The organism is Archaeoglobus veneficus SNP6 (genome assembly GCF_000194625.1).
GTDB lineage: Archaea > Halobacteriota > Archaeoglobi > Archaeoglobales > Archaeoglobaceae > Archaeoglobus_C > Archaeoglobus_C veneficus.
The window spans coordinates 1-16,866 of sequence record NC_015320.1 but is presented as its reverse complement, the minus strand read 5'-3'; the positions used below and the strand labels follow the sequence as shown (position 1 = coordinate 16,866).

Genomic DNA, 16,866 nt, shown 5'->3' with positions numbered 1-16,866 from the left:
TAGGTTTGGGGTTTTGGTTGAAGGCTGCAAAATGGTTGTACGCAAAATCGAAAGATGGAAAGCTCTTGATTGACGTGCAGAAGGGAATACTCGTCGAGATAGCTGTGTTTGGCGTGGTGACGGCTGCGGTTTGGAGCATGGGGTGTTTGAGCGGCTTTTAGCAGGGATTGCAACGGGAATTATGTTCTTCGGAGCGCTGTATAAGGTGTACAGTACTGCAAAACAACACAAAGACGAGCTCGACATCGTTTTCGATTCAATCGAAGAAGCTGTGCTCGCTGAAGGAAAATACTACGAGGGGTAAAAGCATGAGCTGGGGCGACATGGAGCTCGTGTTTCTGCTCGCCGTCAGCGTCATGCTGGGCATGCTCGCGAGAGACGTCGTGCTCGCTGCAATCAGAAAATTAAGCTCGAGGAGGTGAGCGGGTGAGCGGGGAAATCGTGCTGCTCGTCGGTTTATTCCTCGCAGCGTGGTTCTTTAACAGCAAACTGCTAAAATTAGCAACGCTTGCAGTGTTTTTCTTTATTCCCGTCGTGGTGGGCGCCGTACAGTTCGATCTGAGCTCTGCCTATGTTTCAAGCGTTGTGGCGTGGTGGTTACAGGATTTAACGCAGCTCATAGTGCAGCAAGCATTGCAGCAGATCCAGAACAGCCTTACGAGTGTGCTCCCGGGCTTGACTTAACACACGATTGACAATACCACCCACCCATGAACTTGAATTTCTAAACACGTGACAAGGGGGCTACAGCGCGTGTTGGAGAGAAGTTGCGAACTTAATGAGTTAAAACAGCTGTATGAAGCTGTAGTTGCAGTGGGTTTACCAAAGCCGCTCCAGAATCCTGTAAAAGCGAGGGGGAGAAAAGCATTCAATCGCTTTCTTTTGTTGAGTATAATCGTGTACGGGATTCAACGCGGCTGGAGCTACCGCGACATGGAACGTTTTGCGAAAGAACACCTCGATGAGTTAAAAGAGCTCGATCCGGGATTGAGAAAAGCTCCTGATCACTCGAGCTTCTACGTCGTGGCTTCAAAGTTAAAAGTGACTGATATACTTCGCATCTACGCGAAACTGAAGGAGCAAAGAGGAGAAGTGCCTGTGTTGTGGTATTAAACATATATACATACTACCACCCCGGGAGTTAACTTCTGGGGTGGTAGTAGTTAAAACTTATTTTTTCATTAAAAAAGTTGAAGTGTGGAGATTTCGAATACTAAAAGAATCCGGCATTCTTCACCACGCTCTCAACGCTCTTCGGATAATGGTCGAGGTACTCCTCGAGTTTGTCTTTGCTTACTTTGCCTCTGTACTCCCTGAGGATCGAGATTATTCTCTTCTCTGGAACGGAACGGTACCTGTAGAGATAAACTGTGTCGAGCAACGTCTTCTCTAGGTCTGAGTACTTCAATCCGTTCCTCTCAACGACTCCGAAGCCGAAGAGGTCTTTCTTGAGCTTTACGAACTTTACTCTGTCTTCGTTCACACTCACGTCTTTAGGGCGGTAAATTGAGTCGCTGAGCACGTGAATCACTGCTGAATACTCGTGCGTTAATCCGTTCAGTCTCAGCGCCGTATGTAGACCGAAGTACCACCCGACGCCGAGCTTCTCCATGCCGAGTGAGATTATTTTAAGCGTGTCAATTCTCTTTCCTTTCTTGAACTCCTCGATAGATTTAACGTAGTACAGCCCGCGGAGGATCCTGATGAAGTAGCCGTAGGTTGTCATGTAGTTTATCGTACTGCTGGCATCCTTTCTGAACCTCTTGAAAACATTTTCCAGTTCTTCTCTTTTCACGACTTTTCTACCGTATTCTGATAGGATGTATGTTGTGAGCTTTTTCATTGTTGTTATTTTCATTGTTGTTATTTGTGTAACAAAACTTAAAAAAATTTATGGTTGTTACATAACCCTGAGTGTAGATTTCGAATACTATTTCTTACATGAAGTTGTGGAGTTAGTTAATGTATCTGACAATAGTAAAAAACGGATATTGGTTAGCGCCTGCTGTGGAGCTCGCGATTAAGCTAAATCAATATTTTAAATGCGAATTGTACGAAACGGAAGATAGTATAGTTTTCGTTTGCCCAAAAAAGCTTTGGGGAGAGTTAGCTAACGTTTTAAGAGCACTGAGTGAGGTCGATTGGCAAGAAATCCCTTCAGACTGGAGCCCGCCGCCGACATGGAAAAGGTTGTATCCATAACCCTCTCGACGACCTCGTGGAGAGTGTGTGACTTAAATACTCTTATGTTTTATTTGATAATATGTGTAAGAATAGCCCAAACGAGCTCGTAAAAGCGCTCAAGGGCGAAAAATTCGCGGAAACGACGGTAGAGGAGTTTCACGCCGAACGCGGGAAGATTCTCGAAGAGTTCGTGAGGAATTTTAGATCTTAATTCTACCTCTCTGACTCTTTTTCGGGATTTCGGGAAGAACCGCGTTAGATTTTAATTCCAATCTCCTTTAGATCTTAATTCTATCTCCCCCTCTCGAAGAGGTCGTGGAGCACTTTAGATCTTAATTCCATGTCTTTTTTTAAGGTGAATTGTATAAAATTAAAAACAGCTCGGATTATCACGTATTTCTTGTTTCGGGCGATGAGAAACGTTTTCGTGTTTTTTAGATCTTAATTCCATCCCTTTGTTAGATCTTAATTCCAACTCTTTTTTTGGAGTGGGTTGTATAAAATTAGAAACAGCTCATATAATCCCGTAATTGTAATTTAGAGCGACGTGAGTGTTTTTCGGGATTTTTACATCTTAATTCCACGTCTCCTTTAGATCTTAATTCCATGTCTGATTCGTACCATTTCGGTACGATGTTGTGTGTAGATTTCGAGTACTAAGCTGAAGCAAAGTATTTTACAGACGCGAGCGAGGTAGGATTATGCCAGGAAAGAAGCCGGAAAGAGAAATCGAGAGAGATCCGATCTTCAACATAATCGGGAGCTTCGAGACAAAAGAAGGGAACTGGAGCGAGAGGAAAGACTGGAGGATGTAGTGTATATCTTAATTCAACCTCTCTGACTCTTTTCGGGATTTTGAAAAGAATCCTGTTGGATCTTAATTCTACCTCTCTCTCGACGAGGTTGTGGAGCACTTTAGATCTTAATTCCATGTCTCCTTTAGATCTTAATTCCAACTCTTTTTCGGCGGTGAATTGTATAAAAATTATTGGTGTTAATCCAATGCAAGTTGTTTTGGCGTTCTTCTTTTTTGCCATGTTTTTGTGTTGAAAAGAAGGCTATCAACCCTCAGCAAAGGATTTTAGCAGTTGTGCGTTTTTGCTTTGTTTTAGATCTTAATTCCATGTGTACCGAGACTACTTTAGATCTTAATTCCACCTCTCTTTTTACATCTTAATTCCAACTCCCCCTCTCGACGAGGTCGTGGAGAATGTTGTTACATCTTAATTCTACCTCTGTGCAGATTTCGACTACTAAATATCCCGAAGTTTTCTCAAGAAAGCAGTCGTAGCATATAATGCATTAATGACAAATGTTTTATATAGGATGGAAACCGTAGAACATTCAAGCTATGACACTTAAAAGCTGGGAGACTGAAAGAGAAGCTGTAAAGCTAATTTTAGCCCTTCTTGATGAGCAGCTATCTGAAATGGATTTTGACAAGACGTACCTCAACAAGGTGAAGGTGCACAAGATACTCTACAACACAATAGAAGAGTTGGATTTGGATATAACGAGATCCTGGTACAAAAGGGGGTGCTTTGTCTGGAGCTGCCGGGGGCTGGATGCTCTGTTCCTTCAGGCTAGATTTACGCTCGACATGATCAATCCCGATATAATTTCAATTATGCCTCCAAAAGACGAAATAATCAGAGCCATAAAGAGCTCCCTCCAGAAGTACCGAATTCTGTTTAGGAGACTACACGCGTACCTCGAAGAGCTCTACGAAAAAGATGCTCCTGAAGAGTTTCGGGAAATATACACTTCCAACTTAGCATTTAAGGAAAGGTACAAAGAGTTCATCGAAGAAGCGAGGAGCAAGTTCGGCGTCTCTCTGGAGACGTTTCTCGGTGAAATAGCGCCGCCAGTAACCTCTGAGTACGTCTCCTCTGCGATAACCAAGCTGCACCTCGCTCTGAGCAGTGTGGAATCCGTTGCGGATGTAGTTATCGACTATACCATGCTCTTTGAAGAGCTGCTAATTGGAGTTGAAGAGAAACTAAAGAAGAATGAGCTCAGCCCTGAACACGTTGATTTCATCGAAAAGATGTTTGAGTACTACGACAACAAGGTTTGGGAGCTTCCGGCGAAAATAATCACAGATAAAACGATAAAGGGAGCGAACAAAGAAGTGATCCTGAAAAAGTTGAATGCAAAGTTTCCAAACCTTGTTGAGGAGGTAGAATTCAAGAGAGAAGAGTTTGAAACCAAAGCCCTGGAAATGGATCTCTTCCCCTCCGAGAGTTATCTGGCTGAAAGAATTGACGTGAATGATGCTGCAAAGGCATATTCACGGTTCATGACAAAACATACTATTTGAGGAGGGCTACTTGGTGGAGTACTTCGTGGATACGTGCGTAGTAGTGTGCCATGCCTCTAACTTTGGCGGGGTTGAGAAATACGGCGACGATTGTGATGAATTCTTCGAAAGAGATTTTGATAGGATAACTTCGAAGAACGTTAAGGAAGAGCTCAAGTGTGTGGAAAAGCGAAGACTAAAACTGTACGCCTCTATTATTGATGTTCTCAATAAAGGAGGTGACCTGTCAGAAGTAGAAGCTGATGAAAAAGTCAGAAAGCACCTTCAGGCGATAGTTGAGGCAGTAGAAAATGGTAGAATTGAAGCCAGCGTTCAAAATTTCAGGAACATAGAGATATTTTTCAGAAATCGCCTTTATTACGAATTTTCAAATTTTATTACTTTCATTAACACCTCACAAATTCTTCGAGGTTTACATTTGTTTAACAGAGTATTTTTCGTTTAACAGAATCTTCCTGGAAAGATATCAGTACGTTATTTCGTTTGTCAAACGTAATAGTGTTTGTCAAACGAAATCGCTATAATAATATCTTCTATTAGGTTCTGTTAAACGAATTGATTTTGTTAAACAAAAAAGAGTGTAGATTTCAACTAATATACTCTAATAAATTTTCAAGGTCTTCTTTGCTCATATTTCTCAACTTTAGAATCACAGGATAGTATATACTATGTGTTGAAAGTGCTTCTAAAATTGAAAAGAAGTGGCTGTATTTTTTGCGACGCTCTTCATATTCTTTCTCATATATGGCAATCTTTATAATTTTAACTATTACATCCTCGTTGGAATTAATTATCTTGAGTAATTCAGCAATCACATCTTTGAGGTGTTTTCCAACGACAAATTCTGCGCCACGGAATAACTTCTCGCAGAATTTAAAGAGCGTTATAGCTTCACCGAGCGCGTAAAAGCCATCCTCATTGGTATATTCTAACAGATATTCACCTATCAGATATTTTTTTCTTTCTTCATCAAAATAATTATCCAAAAATATTTTATTCAATTTAAAGAAATGTATAATTGGATGTTTTAAAGCGGCGCAAACAGACTCGCCGAGCTGAGTGAGATCGTATTCTTTCTTTTTGAAATCTCCAGTTTCACCTCTTATCTCGATATATTTTCCTCTAAGGCTGTTTAGGTGTTTTGCGAGTGCAGGTTGTGATATATTTATGTGTTTTTGCATATCGTTGAAATAAGTGTGTTTTCTAAAGACACAAATATAGAAAATAATTTTTTGCTTCGGTTCGTTTAGTTCAGGTTCACCTAACATAACATGACATACTAAGTAGCAATATATATTATTTTGCAAAGTTTGGTGCACTTATACATACTTAGACAAGAAAAAGTTTAAATAACTTAACTGATATTAAGTTATGTACGTACAGGAGGTGGTAGTATAAGGGTGCCTGTAGAGGTATCGTTGTACCCTGTGCACCTCGAAAGGCTCGAGGTGTTGCAGAAGAGGTTGCGAAAGAATAGGTCTGAGTTGCTTAGAGATTTAATTGATACAGCGTACAACTGCTATAAACACAGCAAAAAGTGCAGCAACTGCCCATTGATGAATGGGTGACTATGCCCAGAGAACTAAAATTCGGAGAGCCAACAGTGAACATAGGAATCAGAGTACCAGTGTCTTGGAAGAGATTAATCGAAGATGTACATGGAAGTCCTACAGAATACATTCGTTCTTTGATTGAACAAGATCTTCTAAAAAACATGGATCCAGAGAGACTAGAGATCAGGGTAAGGATGGAGCTCAGTGAAGTTAAAAAGAGACTCGAAGAATTAGAACTTGAGAGACTAAAACTCGAAGAAAGAAAGTCAGAGCTTGAGAGGCAGCTCGAGGAAATAGGGAACAAAAGAATTCTTACAGTCTCAGAAGAAGAAAGGAAGACAATTTTAGAGAGATTCAGTGGAATAAGGCGTGAGAGAAAAATAGTGTTGAAAGTGTTGTCAGTGTTTGCAAGAGATTATGGTTATGACATTATCACAGCAAAGAAGAAAGTACTAGCAGTTCTTCCAGAGCTCAGTGAGTATCTCGATGCGGGTGTAGTTGCGATGATTCACAGGTGATTGCAGTGAAGTGCGAGCGGTGTTCTATTGAAAATACTCTTAGAAAGGCTTTGGGAGAATTTAGAGGTTCAAAGATAGCAATTTACGACATTGACTACTTGGTAGAAATCGAAAAGAGGATCGTGAACATGACAGAAGAGAAAAAGCTAAGAAAAAATGGTAGAAGGCTTCTTCCAGCTTTTGAAGCGGTTCCAGCGCTAAGGATTGCAAGAGTATTTGGTAGTGACTATACAGTGCTTTTCAGCGATGCAAAAAACGACTACTACGAGCTCTACAAGCTCGAAAGAACACCACTCTACGTCAAATACATCGATTTACAGATCTACGGGGAGCTTATAGTTGCAGGAGATCTCGGAGACCTTAGAAAGGCGTACTTTGATCTGTATTTTAAAGACTACTACAAAAAGCACCGCGACGACTTGATGAAGCTCGATACAGACTTGGTTTTAAGTGTTATTTGATTTTATGATATTTTCACGCTCCTGCGATGATACGAGCAGACTTTCCTGTTAGCTCTTTCGAGACAACTCACCCCCAACCCCCCCGACTCCAGGGTGGTTCAAGCTGCCCTGGAGCGGGCAAGGGGGCGCGGGGGCGCCCCGGAAAGGAGGTGAGAAAATAGAGGTTGAAAAGCTGATAGAACAGCTGCAGAACAGCAAGGGGGGTTGGAATAACTTAGCAGTTTCGTGCATAAGTGTTTCTACAAACGCAGACGCAGAAAAGTCACTCATTGAGCTGATAAAGCAAGTATACAGAAATTCGCTGCAGAGGGTATGGATTTACAAAAACAACAACGAGCTCTTTCTGATTGCAGGTTACGAGAAACTGTTCAATCTCCTTAAAAAACTGAATTAGGGGTGAGAAAACGGGTAAGGAGGTTGTTATAAGGGCAGAAGATGGAAAAACAATCGTGCTGGGTGGAGAAAAGAGCGAAAAAACAGCAAAACAGAGCTTTCTCGAAGATTTCGTAGACGAAGGCGGGCTTTTCGACGAGCCCGCCGACAGCGATTTTTCAATGCTACTGAATGACACAGTAGAGATAGGCGGGCTACACTACAATGATCTTGCGAGAATACAGCGCGAATGGTGCAAGAACAGGCATTGGAAGCTCGTGGAGTTTACACCGGCTTCAGATGGATATCATTTCATTGCAGTGCTTAAAATGACGACAAGGCACCCTCTCAAAAAGCTCAGAGTACGATTGATGAGAGCATTGAGGGAGAAAAGTATTGCACGAGAACAACTCATAGAGTTGTTGGATGAACACGCATTTGTCGACGAGGTCTTGGAGATAAAAGGGGTGGTTCAGTAGATGAGGGTTGTTGAAGGAGTAGAGTGTGTTTTCGTAGAGCAAAAACACAAGTACAAAGTCTTCGGAAAACCACGGATTTCGCAGCAAGTCGGTGAATACATTCAGTTCGACGTAATAACTCCTCAGGGAGGTATAGTTCCAGTCGTGATGACTCTCAAACAAGCGAGAAAGCTCGCGAAGGAAATTCAGGAGTATATCGAGCAAAAGAAAGAGCTTGAAGAAGCCTCTGCACTGAAAGCGTTCAGAGAGTTATTTTCTAATTCAGAGGTGATAGAGTGAGCTACTCATATAAAAACTACCAATGGAATAATTTAAGGCATAGAGAACTATACAACATTTACAACTACGAAGATCTCCCGCTGCTGATTGAGAGTGAGAAAAAGCACGTACGTTACGTTCTTTATTTCGTAATAGATCTTTTAAACAAGTGTAGCGCTGCAAACTGTGAAACAAAAGATCTGCTACTTAGTTTTGCGAGGAAATACTTCATAACGATCTCAGCAGACATATTGAATCCGATACTCTACGAATTGATCAAAAAGAAGCTTGAAGAGCTCGATCCAGTCGCACGAGATATTCTCGACGAAGTCGTCGACGAACCCGTGGAGGTGACGGGCGCATGAGCGAGGGTGCTGTGAAAAGCGAAACGAACATGTTACGAACAATAACGCCCGTGGATATGGCAAAAGTCGACGTACACCTTACCATACGCAAAGACTTAAGAGAACTCGTAGAGCGTTTTGAGCTGAACATGAGCGAACTCTTAGAACAAGCGATAATTCAGCGCTGCAGAGAACTGCTTTTGCTGAAATACGGCTTGACGCTGGAAAAAGAAATAGACATTGATGCGGCCGCCGGGATTCGAACCCGGGCAACGGGCTCGGGAGGCCCGTGTCCTACCGCTAGACTACGACCGCTTGATGAGCTGTTCGATGTAGTATTGCTGACCTCTAAATATATCCATTTCGGTGCATGCTGTGTAACTCTGATAAGGCTGAGGAGGCCATATAACGTGATTGCAAGCAGAAAAGCTGAAACTGCTGCGAGCAGTGCGAAGGCAATGTAGTCAGGAAAGAGGAGTTTCCCGTGGATGTCATGTTTCTATGTTACACTTATAGGACTTAGCTTTTCCGCCTTACTTTCACTTTCTCAAGCTCGTGGAGAAGTGTGACCTCGTATCCCATAGATTCCAGCTCCTGAATCAGGCACTCTGAGGGATTTCCGTGGTAGAATATCACGTGCTCAGGATTGCAGTGTTCAACCATGCGGAGAATGCCCTCGTAATCCAGATGATCGCTCAGAACTATGCGGGGAAAGCTGTAGAAGTTCTGTGCTGTGAGCACGTACCTCCTTCCACTCCTCCGGACGTACGGAAGTTCTCTCGGAGGGACGAGAAATACTTCACCGTCGTCCGCATCCACTTCAATGCCCAGACACATGCATATCCTCGAGATTTTGTTGCACGCTGCAACACTGTATCCTGCATTGGTCAGGATTTCTGCAACTCTCTGAGCCTTCCCTACGGGATACGCGCCAAGAACGGAATTTGGCGCCTCCTCCACGAGCCTTTCAACTTCATCTTCGAATATGTGCTCTGGACTGCCATACGTTGCCTCTGCGATGAGCACACTGCACTTCGGCAACCCTCTGTAATCCTTTACGTCCCCAGTTACGAGAACACCATTATCAAAATAGAAAGCCGTAGAGCCGTGCATGTGCCCTGTGTGGTAAGTTTTGACCTTTACTTCACCAAACCTGAGGGTTTTGCCAACGCTGAAAGTCCGGCCAGAGAACGCTTTGCCCGTTGAAGCTGATAGGATGGCTGCCGTTTCGTGACTGGCAACTGCATTGGGGTTATCCATATTTTTCTGGCCGTGATGGTCGGAGTGGGCGTGCGTAATCAGGTTGAAGTCGTCTCCTTTTGAGGAATCAATGTGAAAATCGACATCACCAATTCTCATGGAGAAATGTGGACTCACCCCTCTGCCCCTTAAGCGCCTGTACGGAAAAAAGCCGAAGAATTCGGCAAAATCGAGAGAGTGCATACATTCGCCTCTACTCTTACTTCTCCTTTTTCCTGAAGCAGATCATGCAGTCCTTGCACTTCTCCCGCATCTTTTTCATGCTGTGTAGAACACTCTATCCATATATAGGCTCTTCGGTTAAACTTCGGTTAAGTTACTGCTGAGCGCCCTGCTTTCAAGACTGCTGAGCCCTCCTGCAGTTAGGAGGGTTCTTATTGAGGTCAGACTCTGCATGTAAGGTGGAAGTAAAAAGGGCATTCTACGAACTGAGAAGCGAAGCTACAAATAAAACGAAGCTGACATACGTGTATTGAGGCAATTATACACTACTCTATCTCTATCTTCTGTATCTCCTTCTTGCCCTCGCTGCGTTTCTGCATTTCTTCAACCTTTTTGACGTGCTCGTCAACGAGACTCTTGAAAGCGAGCAAAAGCTCCCTGTAGGCGTTCAGCATGTGTTTTTTAAACTCTTCAGGTACAACCTCGTCCGGTGTGGGTACTTTGATTTTAACTTCTTTTGGCATAACGCTCACCTGAACTTAATTCTGAGTTCTCCGTTCTTAAAGCTTGCTCCCACCGGCTCCCTTATGGCGAGGCTTTGTGGAAGGAAGATTATGCGCTTCCATTGTCCCGCAACGACGACGAGCTCTTCTCCTCTCTTGAAGAGTTTGAGCTGTTCTTTTTCAACGAATGGTGCCTTTATCGCGAGAACGAAATCTTCGCCCTCCTTTTCAACGCTCATGGGCTTCTCTCTGTGGAATACTTCGATGGGATCTCTTTCTCCATAGAGCTCCTCTGCGATCTCGTTCAGCAGTTCTCCCGAAACCTCAGTCGACTTGAAGGGAATGCGGAGTATCGGCAGCGGGAACTTCTCTTCTATCTCTTTCAGGTAGCTCTCCTGAATCTCCAGCCACCTTGCGAAGTACTCACCCGCCTGTCTGGGGAATATCTTGTTCACCACGACGCAGTCAACGCGGTAACCGAAGAGGTTCAGATACGTGAACGCCCTCTCAGACTCTCTTATGACCATTCTTTCTGGATTCATGACGATTCTAACAGTCGTGGCCTCGCTTTCGAGTATATCTTTGAGCTTGCTTATACGAGTGTAAAGCTCCTGAATTTTGTCCAGAACTTCATCGCTGGGCAGCGGAACGTCTATAATCGGCTCGGCAATGGGCTTGACAAGTTTCAGAACTTTTCTCTCTATGCCGAAGAAACGGTTCATGTACCACTTTGCTACCTCTGGTACGCTGAGCAAGCGCAATGTCTCACCCGTTGGCGCACAGTCAAGGATTATTGCGTCGTACTCTTTCTTCTCGTAAAATCGGAGGAGGTGTAGCAGGCTCGCAAGTTCGTCGAAGCCGGGGAATATGGCAAGTTCCTCTGCAACGACGTCCTCTATGCCCTGTGACTTGAAGAAGAGTGTGAGATACTCCTTTATCGTATTCCAGTGTCTTTCCAGCTCGTATTCTACGTTAACCTCCATTCCGTACAGGTTCTCGTTGATTTTGGTTGGGTAGGGATTGAGTGTGCACGCAAAGGAGTCTGCAAGGCTATGAGCAGGGTCAGTTGAGATTACGAGGGTTTTGTAGCCGAGTTTTGCTGCCTTGATGGCTGTAGCAGCCGCGACTGTCGTCTTTCCAACCCCGCCCTTGCCAGTGAAAAGGATAATCCTCGGTTCCATTGTTGAACCTTGTTCGTGAGGTTAAAAACAGTATCGACCAAATATCCTTTAAATAAAAGGCCACAAATGCTCCACAGGATGCACTTTCGCTGTACCCCAAAAGGATTTTTGACTTACGCACATCCCAAACTTGATGCTCAGCAGCCCCGAAACTTGGAAGGAATTTTTCGAAATTTACTACCGAGACGAGCTAAACAAGCTTGCAGACAGCGTTGAGCTTAACGGCTCGCGCTCTCTTTACGTTAACTTCCTGAAGGATCTGGCCATATTCAGAGAAGGCAGACTCGCGGAAGAGCTACTTGACATGCCCGATGTGGTGATGAGGCACGCGAACGAAGGATTAGCAATTGCTGAAAACATCCACGACGTAAGCCTCGAAGGATGCGTTGCTCGCTTCACGAACCTTCCTCTTTCCCGCAGAATTCTCATCAGAGATCTCAGGAGTGAGCACATTGCGAAGTTCGTTGCAATCGAAGGCATCGTGAGAAAAGTTACGGAAGTGAGACCGAAGGTAGTAAGAGCAGCATTCGCGTGCAGCAGTTGCGGAAAGGTTGTTCACGTCGATCAGGAAGATGCTCAGCTCAAACCGCCGTTTGAATGCAGAGCATGTAAAGGTAAGAGGTTTGTTTTCCTGCCTGAGGAGAGCATTTCCATAGACAGCCAGCGCATACGTATCCAGGAGTATCCGGAGAATTTGAGGGGAGGAGAACAACCCCAGCAGATAGACGTGATGCTTGAGGGCGATTTGACTGGCAGGGTCAATCCAGGAGATAGGGTCATCATTAACGGAATCGTGAGAGCGAAGCCGAGGCTAATAGGGCAAAGGAAACTTGCGCACATGGACATACACCTTGAGGGTAACTCCATAGAGATTCTGCAGCAGGAATACGAGGAGTTCGAGATTACCGAAGAAGACAGAAAACGCATAATCGAACTGAGCGAAGATCCGAGGATATACGAAAAGATTGTGGCGTCCATCGCTCCATCCATCTACGGTCACGAGGACATAAAGCTCGCCATAGCTCTGCAGCTCTTTGGTGGTGTGCCGAAAAAATTGCCTGATGGAACTGAAATCAGGGGAGATATTCACGTTCTGCTCGTTGGAGACCCTGGAGTCGCCAAATGTGTTGACTACAACACGGAGGTCCTGCTTTCAGATGGAAGTCTTGTAAAGATTGGGGATCTCGTCAACAGCGAGTTGAGAAACGGAAAAATCAGGAAGATAGACGATGGAGTTTATGCTGAGACGAATCTCGACATAATTTCGCTCGATTCTCGCTTTCTGAAATCAAGAATATGTAGAGCAGACATCGTCTGGAAGAGGAAAGCTCCTGAGACAATGTATAAAATAAGGACTAAAACTGGTAGAATGATCAGGGTTACGCCCACTCATCCCTTCTTTACGATAAAGAACGGTAGGTTCGTTACTGTCAGAGCTAAAGACTTGAATAAGGGCGACTTAATCGCAGCTCCAAGGACGATTCCCGTGTTTGGCTCTCCACAACCACTGCCAAACTCTTTTGAGAAATCTAAATCAAACAACGCCGTAAGGCTAAAGCTCCCGGAAAAGACATCCCCAGAGTTCTGGAGGTTCATAGCGCTATTTATTGCCGAGGGATATGCTCAGAAATCGGAAAGTGGCTGCGCGACTGTATTCTTCACAAACAACGACGAGAAGCTCCTCAGCGAGTTTTTAATGTATGCTAAGAAGCTCGGCTTGAATCCGAATGTGAGAAACCCACATAAAGGTAAGAGTGCAAGAGAGGTCATAGTTCCGGGAGTTGAACTTTATAACTTCTTTGAACTCCTCGGTATTGTTGGCAAGTCGAGGGAGAAGAGAGTCCCCGATTTACTCTTTAAGTGCAGTAGGGATGAGATTAGGGCATTTTTATCGGCTTTCTTCGATGCAGAAGCGAGCGTGGACAGAAAAAAGCCGAAAATCACTGTGACTTCCGCTTCGCAGGAGCTTCTCAGACAGATACAGCACCTTCTGCTGAGGTTCGGTATAATCTCTCAGCTACATGAAACTCAGAGCAGGGCGACAAACTCACGAACTCCGGAAATGAGAACATATTTCAGGCTTACAATTACGGGAGAGAATGCTCTGAAGTTCGTCAGAGAAATAGGATTCACGGTGGATTGCAAGAGGTCGCTCTGCGTGTGGCAGACTAAAAAGACAAATCCCAATTTAGATGTCGTGCCGGACCTCTCGGTGCTCCTTAGAGAGACGAGGAGGTTACTTGGCCTTACACAATCAGAATGTGGTGTGGAGCGCACAACATACCAGCACTTGGAGAGGGGAGATAGGAAGCCTTCGAGAGACACTCTTACAAAAGTTGTTAAGGCGTTCAGAAAGAGGGTTGATGAGAACGGGCACGATGTCCGGGCCGAGTTCAACGTCAAGTTTCTCGAACTGCTTGCAGACTCGGACATATTTTGGGACGAAGTCGTCGAGATTACAACCTACAGGCCTGAACATCCGTACGTTTACGACCTACAGGTTTTGGAACATCACAACTTCATAGCAAACGACATATTCGTCCATAACAGCCAGATACTCCGCTACGTGCACCGTATTGCTCCAAGGAGCGTATACACAACAGGTAAGGGTACAACCACTGCAGGTTTGACTGCCACAGCAACTCGCGACGAATACGATGGCCGCTGGACGCTTGAAGCCGGAGCCTTAGTGCTGGCTGATAAGGGAGTAGCCCTTGTTGACGAGATTGACAAGATGAGGAGTGAAGACAGAAGCGCTTTGCATGAGGCGATGGAGCAGCAGAGCTACCACCCCTCGTTCGAGATAACACTTGCAGATGGCTCCAAACACAAGATTGGTGAGTTTGTAGATAGGCTTTTCGAGAAATTCCCCGAAAGAAAAGTAAAAGGCATTGACTGCGAAATTCTGAGAACCGACGATTTGGGGATAGAGATACTTACGACGGACTTCGGCGGAGTATTTAAGACAAGAGTAGATAGGGTCAGCAGGCATAAAGCACCGGACTACTTTGTGAGGATAAAGTACTCCAACGGGAGGGAAATTCTGGTTACTCCGGAACACCCGGTCTTTGTGTTCAGAGATGGAAAGATAACGACCGTTGAAGCTTCAAAGGTTAAGGCAGGCGATTTTGCTCCAGCTGTGATAAGTTGTGAGTTTGAAGGTCGTAGTGAGTTACAGAAACACGTATCAAGAGGTAGAAAAGAAGTTACCCTTCCAGATAGCGTCGATGAATGCTTCGCTACATTCTTAGGCTTCTTTGCATCCGAGGGTTACAGCTTCGCAGGATCATCTATGGAGGTTGGGTTGTCCAATACTAACTCGGCAGTCATACTGGAAATGAAAGAAGCCATGCAAAAGTCCTTTGGAGTTGAACCAATCGACTACACGGGTGTGAACAGGACGTTGAGGCTCGTTTCAAAACCCGTTTACGAGTTCATGCACATCAATTTCCCAGAACTCATGAGAAAAAGTAAGAGAAAGAGAATTCCGGCAAGTATTTTGTCTGCCGATTTGGATACCAGAGTTGCTTTTTTGAGAGCAGCATTTATGGGCGATGGTAGCGTTGAAAGCGAAGCTTTGTGCTACAGAACCTCGTCAAGGGGGTTGGCAGAAGACTACCAGGATTTGCTCCTAACTCTGGGCATCCATTCGAGGATAGTAGTTGATAGTTCAACAAACTCCTACAAGGTGTATATTACAGGAGATTGTCTTGAAAGGTTTGTTGAGATGGTTCTTAAGGAGATTAAAGGACAGAACGAGAAAGTAAAATGGCTCATCGAAAGGAGCAAAAGAAACCTGAGAAAACGTGAACTTCGTTCACGGTCGTTAACTTCGTTAACGAAACACGACGTTTTACCGCCATACGTTGGAGAACTGATTAAGGCTTGTCTGAAAAAGCTCGGGATGAAGTATGATGGATACTTCCACGAGCACTTGATTGGCAACTACGGTGTAAACAGGATTATCGTAGAGAGATATATAGAGGCAATTGAAAGGCGAATTGAGGAAGTTGAGGGCAGTTTAGATGCACAATCTCTTAGAGAGTTGCGAGAAAAGCTAGGCTACTCCCAGCAGAGGGTAGCAGAGCTGATAGGCGTCACGAGAAGCACAATTGATTACGCTGAGAGAGGAGGTTATTCTGAAGAGAAAAGAAAGACCTTACTTCAGAAGTTGAGAATAGGAATCAAACAGGTAATTTCCGAGGTCAGAGAAAGCTTGGAGAAAGTCAAAGCGATGGAAAAGTTCAGATGGCTGAGAATAAAAGAAGTCGAGATTGTTCCCAACGAGGGTGAATACAGAACTGATTGGGTATACGATGTTACCGTGGAGCCGACACACACTTTCATAAGCCACGGGCTGGTATTGCACAACACTGTTAGCGTAGCAAAGGCAGGAATAAACGCAGTTCTGAGAGCGAGATGTGCCCTGCTTGGAGCAGCAAATCCGAAGTACGGCAGGTTCGACCGTTATGCCCCCATTGCAGAGCAGATTGATCTCTCGCCAACGCTGCTTTCCCGTTTTGACCTCATATTTGTACTAACGGATGATCCGGACGAGGTGCGAGACAGAATGCTTGCAGAACACATTCTGAAGACGCACGAGCTGGGTGAGAAGCTTGAGAAGCTGAAGAACATAGTTTCGACGGAATACACGAAGGAGGAACTTGAGGCGCAGGCAGAAGAAATAACACCAGCCATAGATCCCGAGCTGCTGCGAAAGTACATAGCTTACTCGAAGCGCACGGTGTTTCCCGTTTTGACTGAAGAGGCAAAGGAGAGAATAATTGATTTCTACGTATCGCTGCGTTCGAAGGCAAAGGATAATTCAGCAGTTCCTGTAACGGCAAGACAGCTCGAGGCGCTGATAAGACTTGCTGAAGCCTCTGCAAGGCTCAGACTGAGCGACTACGTAACGGCTGAAGATGTGGAGAGGGTGATCAGGATAGTCAGGAAGAGTCTCGAGCAGATAGCCATCGACCCGGAGACAGGCGAGATAGACATAGACTACGCGTTCACAGGCACGTCGAAGAGTCAGAGAGACAAAATCATGATCATAAGAAAGATCGTTGAGGAACTTGAGTCGATGCATGAGAAGGGCGCTCCTGAAGAGGAAATTCTGAGGATGGCCGAAGAGGAGGGCATAAATCCCCACAAAGCCAAAGAGATCCTGAGCAAGATGAAGGAGAGGGGTGACATCTACAGCCCGCGTATTGGATACTACCGGGTTGTGAGGAGGGATTGATCTCTCATTTATCTTCTTCCTTCGCTGGC

At 44.7% G+C, this 16,866-nt stretch carries 19 protein-coding genes and 1 tRNA gene; 14 read left to right on the top strand and 6 right to left on the bottom strand.

The window, feature by feature from the left end; genetic code table 11:
- Positions 1 to 5: 5 nt before the first annotated feature.
- The 4 genes from ARCVE_RS11200 (at position 6) to ARCVE_RS00080 (ending at position 1,113) form a co-directional block, all read left to right on the top strand.
- Positions 6 to 161: a hypothetical protein gene (locus ARCVE_RS11200; RefSeq protein WP_156785973.1), complete on the top strand. Its 156-nt coding sequence runs from the start codon at positions 6 to 8 to the stop codon at positions 159 to 161.
- Complete coding sequence (locus tag ARCVE_RS11195; protein ID WP_198002007.1) at positions 131 to 304, top strand: hypothetical protein; 174 nt, start codon at positions 131 to 133, stop codon at positions 302 to 304. Before ARCVE_RS11200 ends, ARCVE_RS11195 begins: the two co-directional genes overlap by 31 nt.
- Positions 305 to 426: 122 nt before the next feature.
- Complete coding sequence (locus tag ARCVE_RS00085) at positions 427 to 684, top strand: hypothetical protein (protein WP_013682738.1); 258 nt, start codon at positions 427 to 429, stop codon at positions 682 to 684.
- Positions 685 to 753: 69 nt separating this feature from the next.
- Positions 754 to 1,113, top strand: coding sequence for a hypothetical protein (locus ARCVE_RS00080; protein WP_013682737.1), 360 nt, complete (start codon positions 754 to 756; stop codon positions 1,111 to 1,113).
- Positions 1,114 to 1,213: 100 nt separating this feature from the next.
- On the opposite strand, the gene ARCVE_RS00075 is transcribed toward ARCVE_RS00080, so the two are convergent.
- Entirely contained in the window at positions 1,214 to 1,858 is a 645-nt protein-coding gene (locus tag ARCVE_RS00075) for a type IV toxin-antitoxin system AbiEi family antitoxin domain-containing protein (RefSeq protein ID WP_013682736.1), read from the bottom strand.
- Between the two features lie 405 nt (positions 1,859 to 2,263).
- Between ARCVE_RS00075 and ARCVE_RS11675 the strand changes: the two genes are divergently transcribed.
- The 3 genes from ARCVE_RS11675 to ARCVE_RS00060 all read left to right on the top strand — a co-directional run bounded on the left by ARCVE_RS11675 (position 2,264) and on the right by ARCVE_RS00060 (position 4,949).
- Positions 2,264 to 2,395 (top strand): hypothetical protein, encoded by a 132-nt coding sequence (locus tag ARCVE_RS11675; RefSeq protein ID WP_013682734.1) that lies wholly within the window; start codon positions 2,264 to 2,266, stop codon positions 2,393 to 2,395.
- 1,140 nt (positions 2,396 to 3,535) lie between these two features.
- The gene (locus tag ARCVE_RS00065) at positions 3,536 to 4,504 is read left to right on the top strand and encodes a hypothetical protein (protein ID WP_013682732.1); all 969 of its coding nucleotides are present in this window, start codon (positions 3,536 to 3,538) and stop codon (positions 4,502 to 4,504) included.
- Positions 4,505 to 4,514: 10 nt separating this feature from the next.
- Positions 4,515 to 4,949, top strand: coding sequence for a hypothetical protein (locus tag ARCVE_RS00060; RefSeq protein ID WP_156785971.1), 435 nt, complete (start codon positions 4,515 to 4,517; stop codon positions 4,947 to 4,949).
- A gap of 142 nt (positions 4,950 to 5,091) precedes the next feature.
- Here the strand turns inward: ARCVE_RS00060 and ARCVE_RS00055 are convergent, their stop codons facing one another.
- Positions 5,092 to 5,772, bottom strand: coding sequence for a hypothetical protein (locus tag ARCVE_RS00055; protein ID WP_013682730.1), 681 nt, complete (start codon positions 5,770 to 5,772; stop codon positions 5,092 to 5,094).
- A gap of 132 nt (positions 5,773 to 5,904) precedes the next feature.
- Here ARCVE_RS00055 and ARCVE_RS11750 point away from each other — a divergent pair, with 132 nt between their 5' ends.
- The 6 genes from ARCVE_RS11750 (at position 5,905) to ARCVE_RS00030 (ending at position 8,510) form a co-directional block, all read left to right on the top strand.
- Entirely contained in the window at positions 5,905 to 6,072 is a 168-nt protein-coding gene (locus tag ARCVE_RS11750) for a ribbon-helix-helix protein, CopG family (RefSeq protein WP_198002006.1), read from the top strand.
- A gap of 2 nt (positions 6,073 to 6,074) precedes the next feature.
- Complete coding sequence (locus ARCVE_RS00050) at positions 6,075 to 6,575, top strand: hypothetical protein (RefSeq protein ID WP_013682729.1); 501 nt, start codon at positions 6,075 to 6,077, stop codon at positions 6,573 to 6,575.
- Positions 6,576 to 6,580: 5 nt separating this feature from the next.
- Positions 6,581 to 7,036: a hypothetical protein gene (locus ARCVE_RS00045; RefSeq protein WP_013682728.1), complete on the top strand. Its 456-nt coding sequence runs from the start codon at positions 6,581 to 6,583 to the stop codon at positions 7,034 to 7,036.
- 449 nt (positions 7,037 to 7,485) lie between these two features.
- The gene (locus ARCVE_RS00040) at positions 7,486 to 7,887 is read left to right on the top strand and encodes a hypothetical protein (protein ID WP_013682727.1); all 402 of its coding nucleotides are present in this window, start codon (positions 7,486 to 7,488) and stop codon (positions 7,885 to 7,887) included.
- A complete protein-coding gene (locus tag ARCVE_RS00035; RefSeq protein ID WP_013682726.1) occupies positions 7,888 to 8,166 on the top strand; it encodes a hypothetical protein in 279 nt (92 codons plus the stop codon).
- The gene (locus ARCVE_RS00030) at positions 8,163 to 8,510 is read left to right on the top strand and encodes a hypothetical protein (protein WP_013682725.1); all 348 of its coding nucleotides are present in this window, start codon (positions 8,163 to 8,165) and stop codon (positions 8,508 to 8,510) included. The genes ARCVE_RS00035 and ARCVE_RS00030 overlap by 4 nt, the downstream gene beginning before the upstream one ends.
- A gap of 223 nt (positions 8,511 to 8,733) precedes the next feature.
- Here the strand turns inward: ARCVE_RS00030 and ARCVE_RS00025 are convergent.
- From ARCVE_RS00025 to ARCVE_RS00010, 4 genes are all read right to left on the bottom strand, one after another.
- Positions 8,734 to 8,804, bottom strand: a tRNA-Gly gene (locus ARCVE_RS00025).
- Between the two features lie 204 nt (positions 8,805 to 9,008).
- Positions 9,009 to 9,932, bottom strand: coding sequence for an MBL fold metallo-hydrolase RNA specificity domain-containing protein (locus ARCVE_RS00020; RefSeq protein WP_013682724.1), 924 nt, complete (start codon positions 9,930 to 9,932; stop codon positions 9,009 to 9,011).
- Positions 9,933 to 10,237: 305 nt separating this feature from the next.
- On the bottom strand, positions 10,238 to 10,435 hold the full coding sequence (locus ARCVE_RS00015) for a hypothetical protein (RefSeq protein ID WP_013682723.1): 198 nt from the start codon (positions 10,433 to 10,435) through the stop codon (positions 10,238 to 10,240).
- Positions 10,436 to 10,440: 5 nt separating this feature from the next.
- A complete protein-coding gene (locus ARCVE_RS00010) occupies positions 10,441 to 11,595 on the bottom strand; it encodes an ArsA family ATPase (RefSeq protein ID WP_013682722.1) in 1,155 nt (384 codons plus the stop codon).
- 133 nt (positions 11,596 to 11,728) lie between these two features.
- Between ARCVE_RS00010 and ARCVE_RS11435 the strand changes: the two genes are divergently transcribed.
- Positions 11,729 to 16,837, top strand: a complete 5,109-nt coding sequence (locus ARCVE_RS11435) for an LAGLIDADG family homing endonuclease (RefSeq protein ID WP_013682721.1) — start codon at positions 11,729 to 11,731, stop codon at positions 16,835 to 16,837.
- The last annotated feature ends 29 nt before the right edge of the window (positions 16,838 to 16,866 follow it).

Bases quoted from the DNA above. Each gene is read 5' to 3' on its own strand.
- ARCVE_RS00075 (WP_013682736.1), bottom strand. From the start codon at position 1,858: ATGAAAATAACAACAATGAAAAAGCTCACAACATACATCCTATCAGAA.
- ARCVE_RS11675 (WP_013682734.1), top strand. From the start codon at position 2,264: ATGTGTAAGAATAGCCCAAACGAGCTCGTAAAAGCGCTCAAGGGCGAA.
- ARCVE_RS00065 (WP_013682732.1), top strand. From the start codon at position 3,536: ATGACACTTAAAAGCTGGGAGACTGAAAGAGAAGCTGTAAAGCTAATT.
- ARCVE_RS00055 (WP_013682730.1), bottom strand. From the start codon at position 5,772: ATGTTAGGTGAACCTGAACTAAACGAACCGAAGCAAAAAATTATTTTC.
- ARCVE_RS00050 (WP_013682729.1), top strand. From the start codon at position 6,075: ATGCCCAGAGAACTAAAATTCGGAGAGCCAACAGTGAACATAGGAATC.
- ARCVE_RS00035 (WP_013682726.1), top strand. From the start codon at position 7,888: ATGAGGGTTGTTGAAGGAGTAGAGTGTGTTTTCGTAGAGCAAAAACAC.
- ARCVE_RS00020 (WP_013682724.1), bottom strand. From the start codon at position 9,932: ATGCACTCTCTCGATTTTGCCGAATTCTTCGGCTTTTTTCCGTACAGG.
- ARCVE_RS00015 (WP_013682723.1), bottom strand. From the start codon at position 10,435: ATGCCAAAAGAAGTTAAAATCAAAGTACCCACACCGGACGAGGTTGTA.
- ARCVE_RS00010 (WP_013682722.1), bottom strand. From the start codon at position 11,595: ATGGAACCGAGGATTATCCTTTTCACTGGCAAGGGCGGGGTTGGAAAG.
- ARCVE_RS11435 (WP_013682721.1), top strand. From the start codon at position 11,729: ATGCTCAGCAGCCCCGAAACTTGGAAGGAATTTTTCGAAATTTACTAC.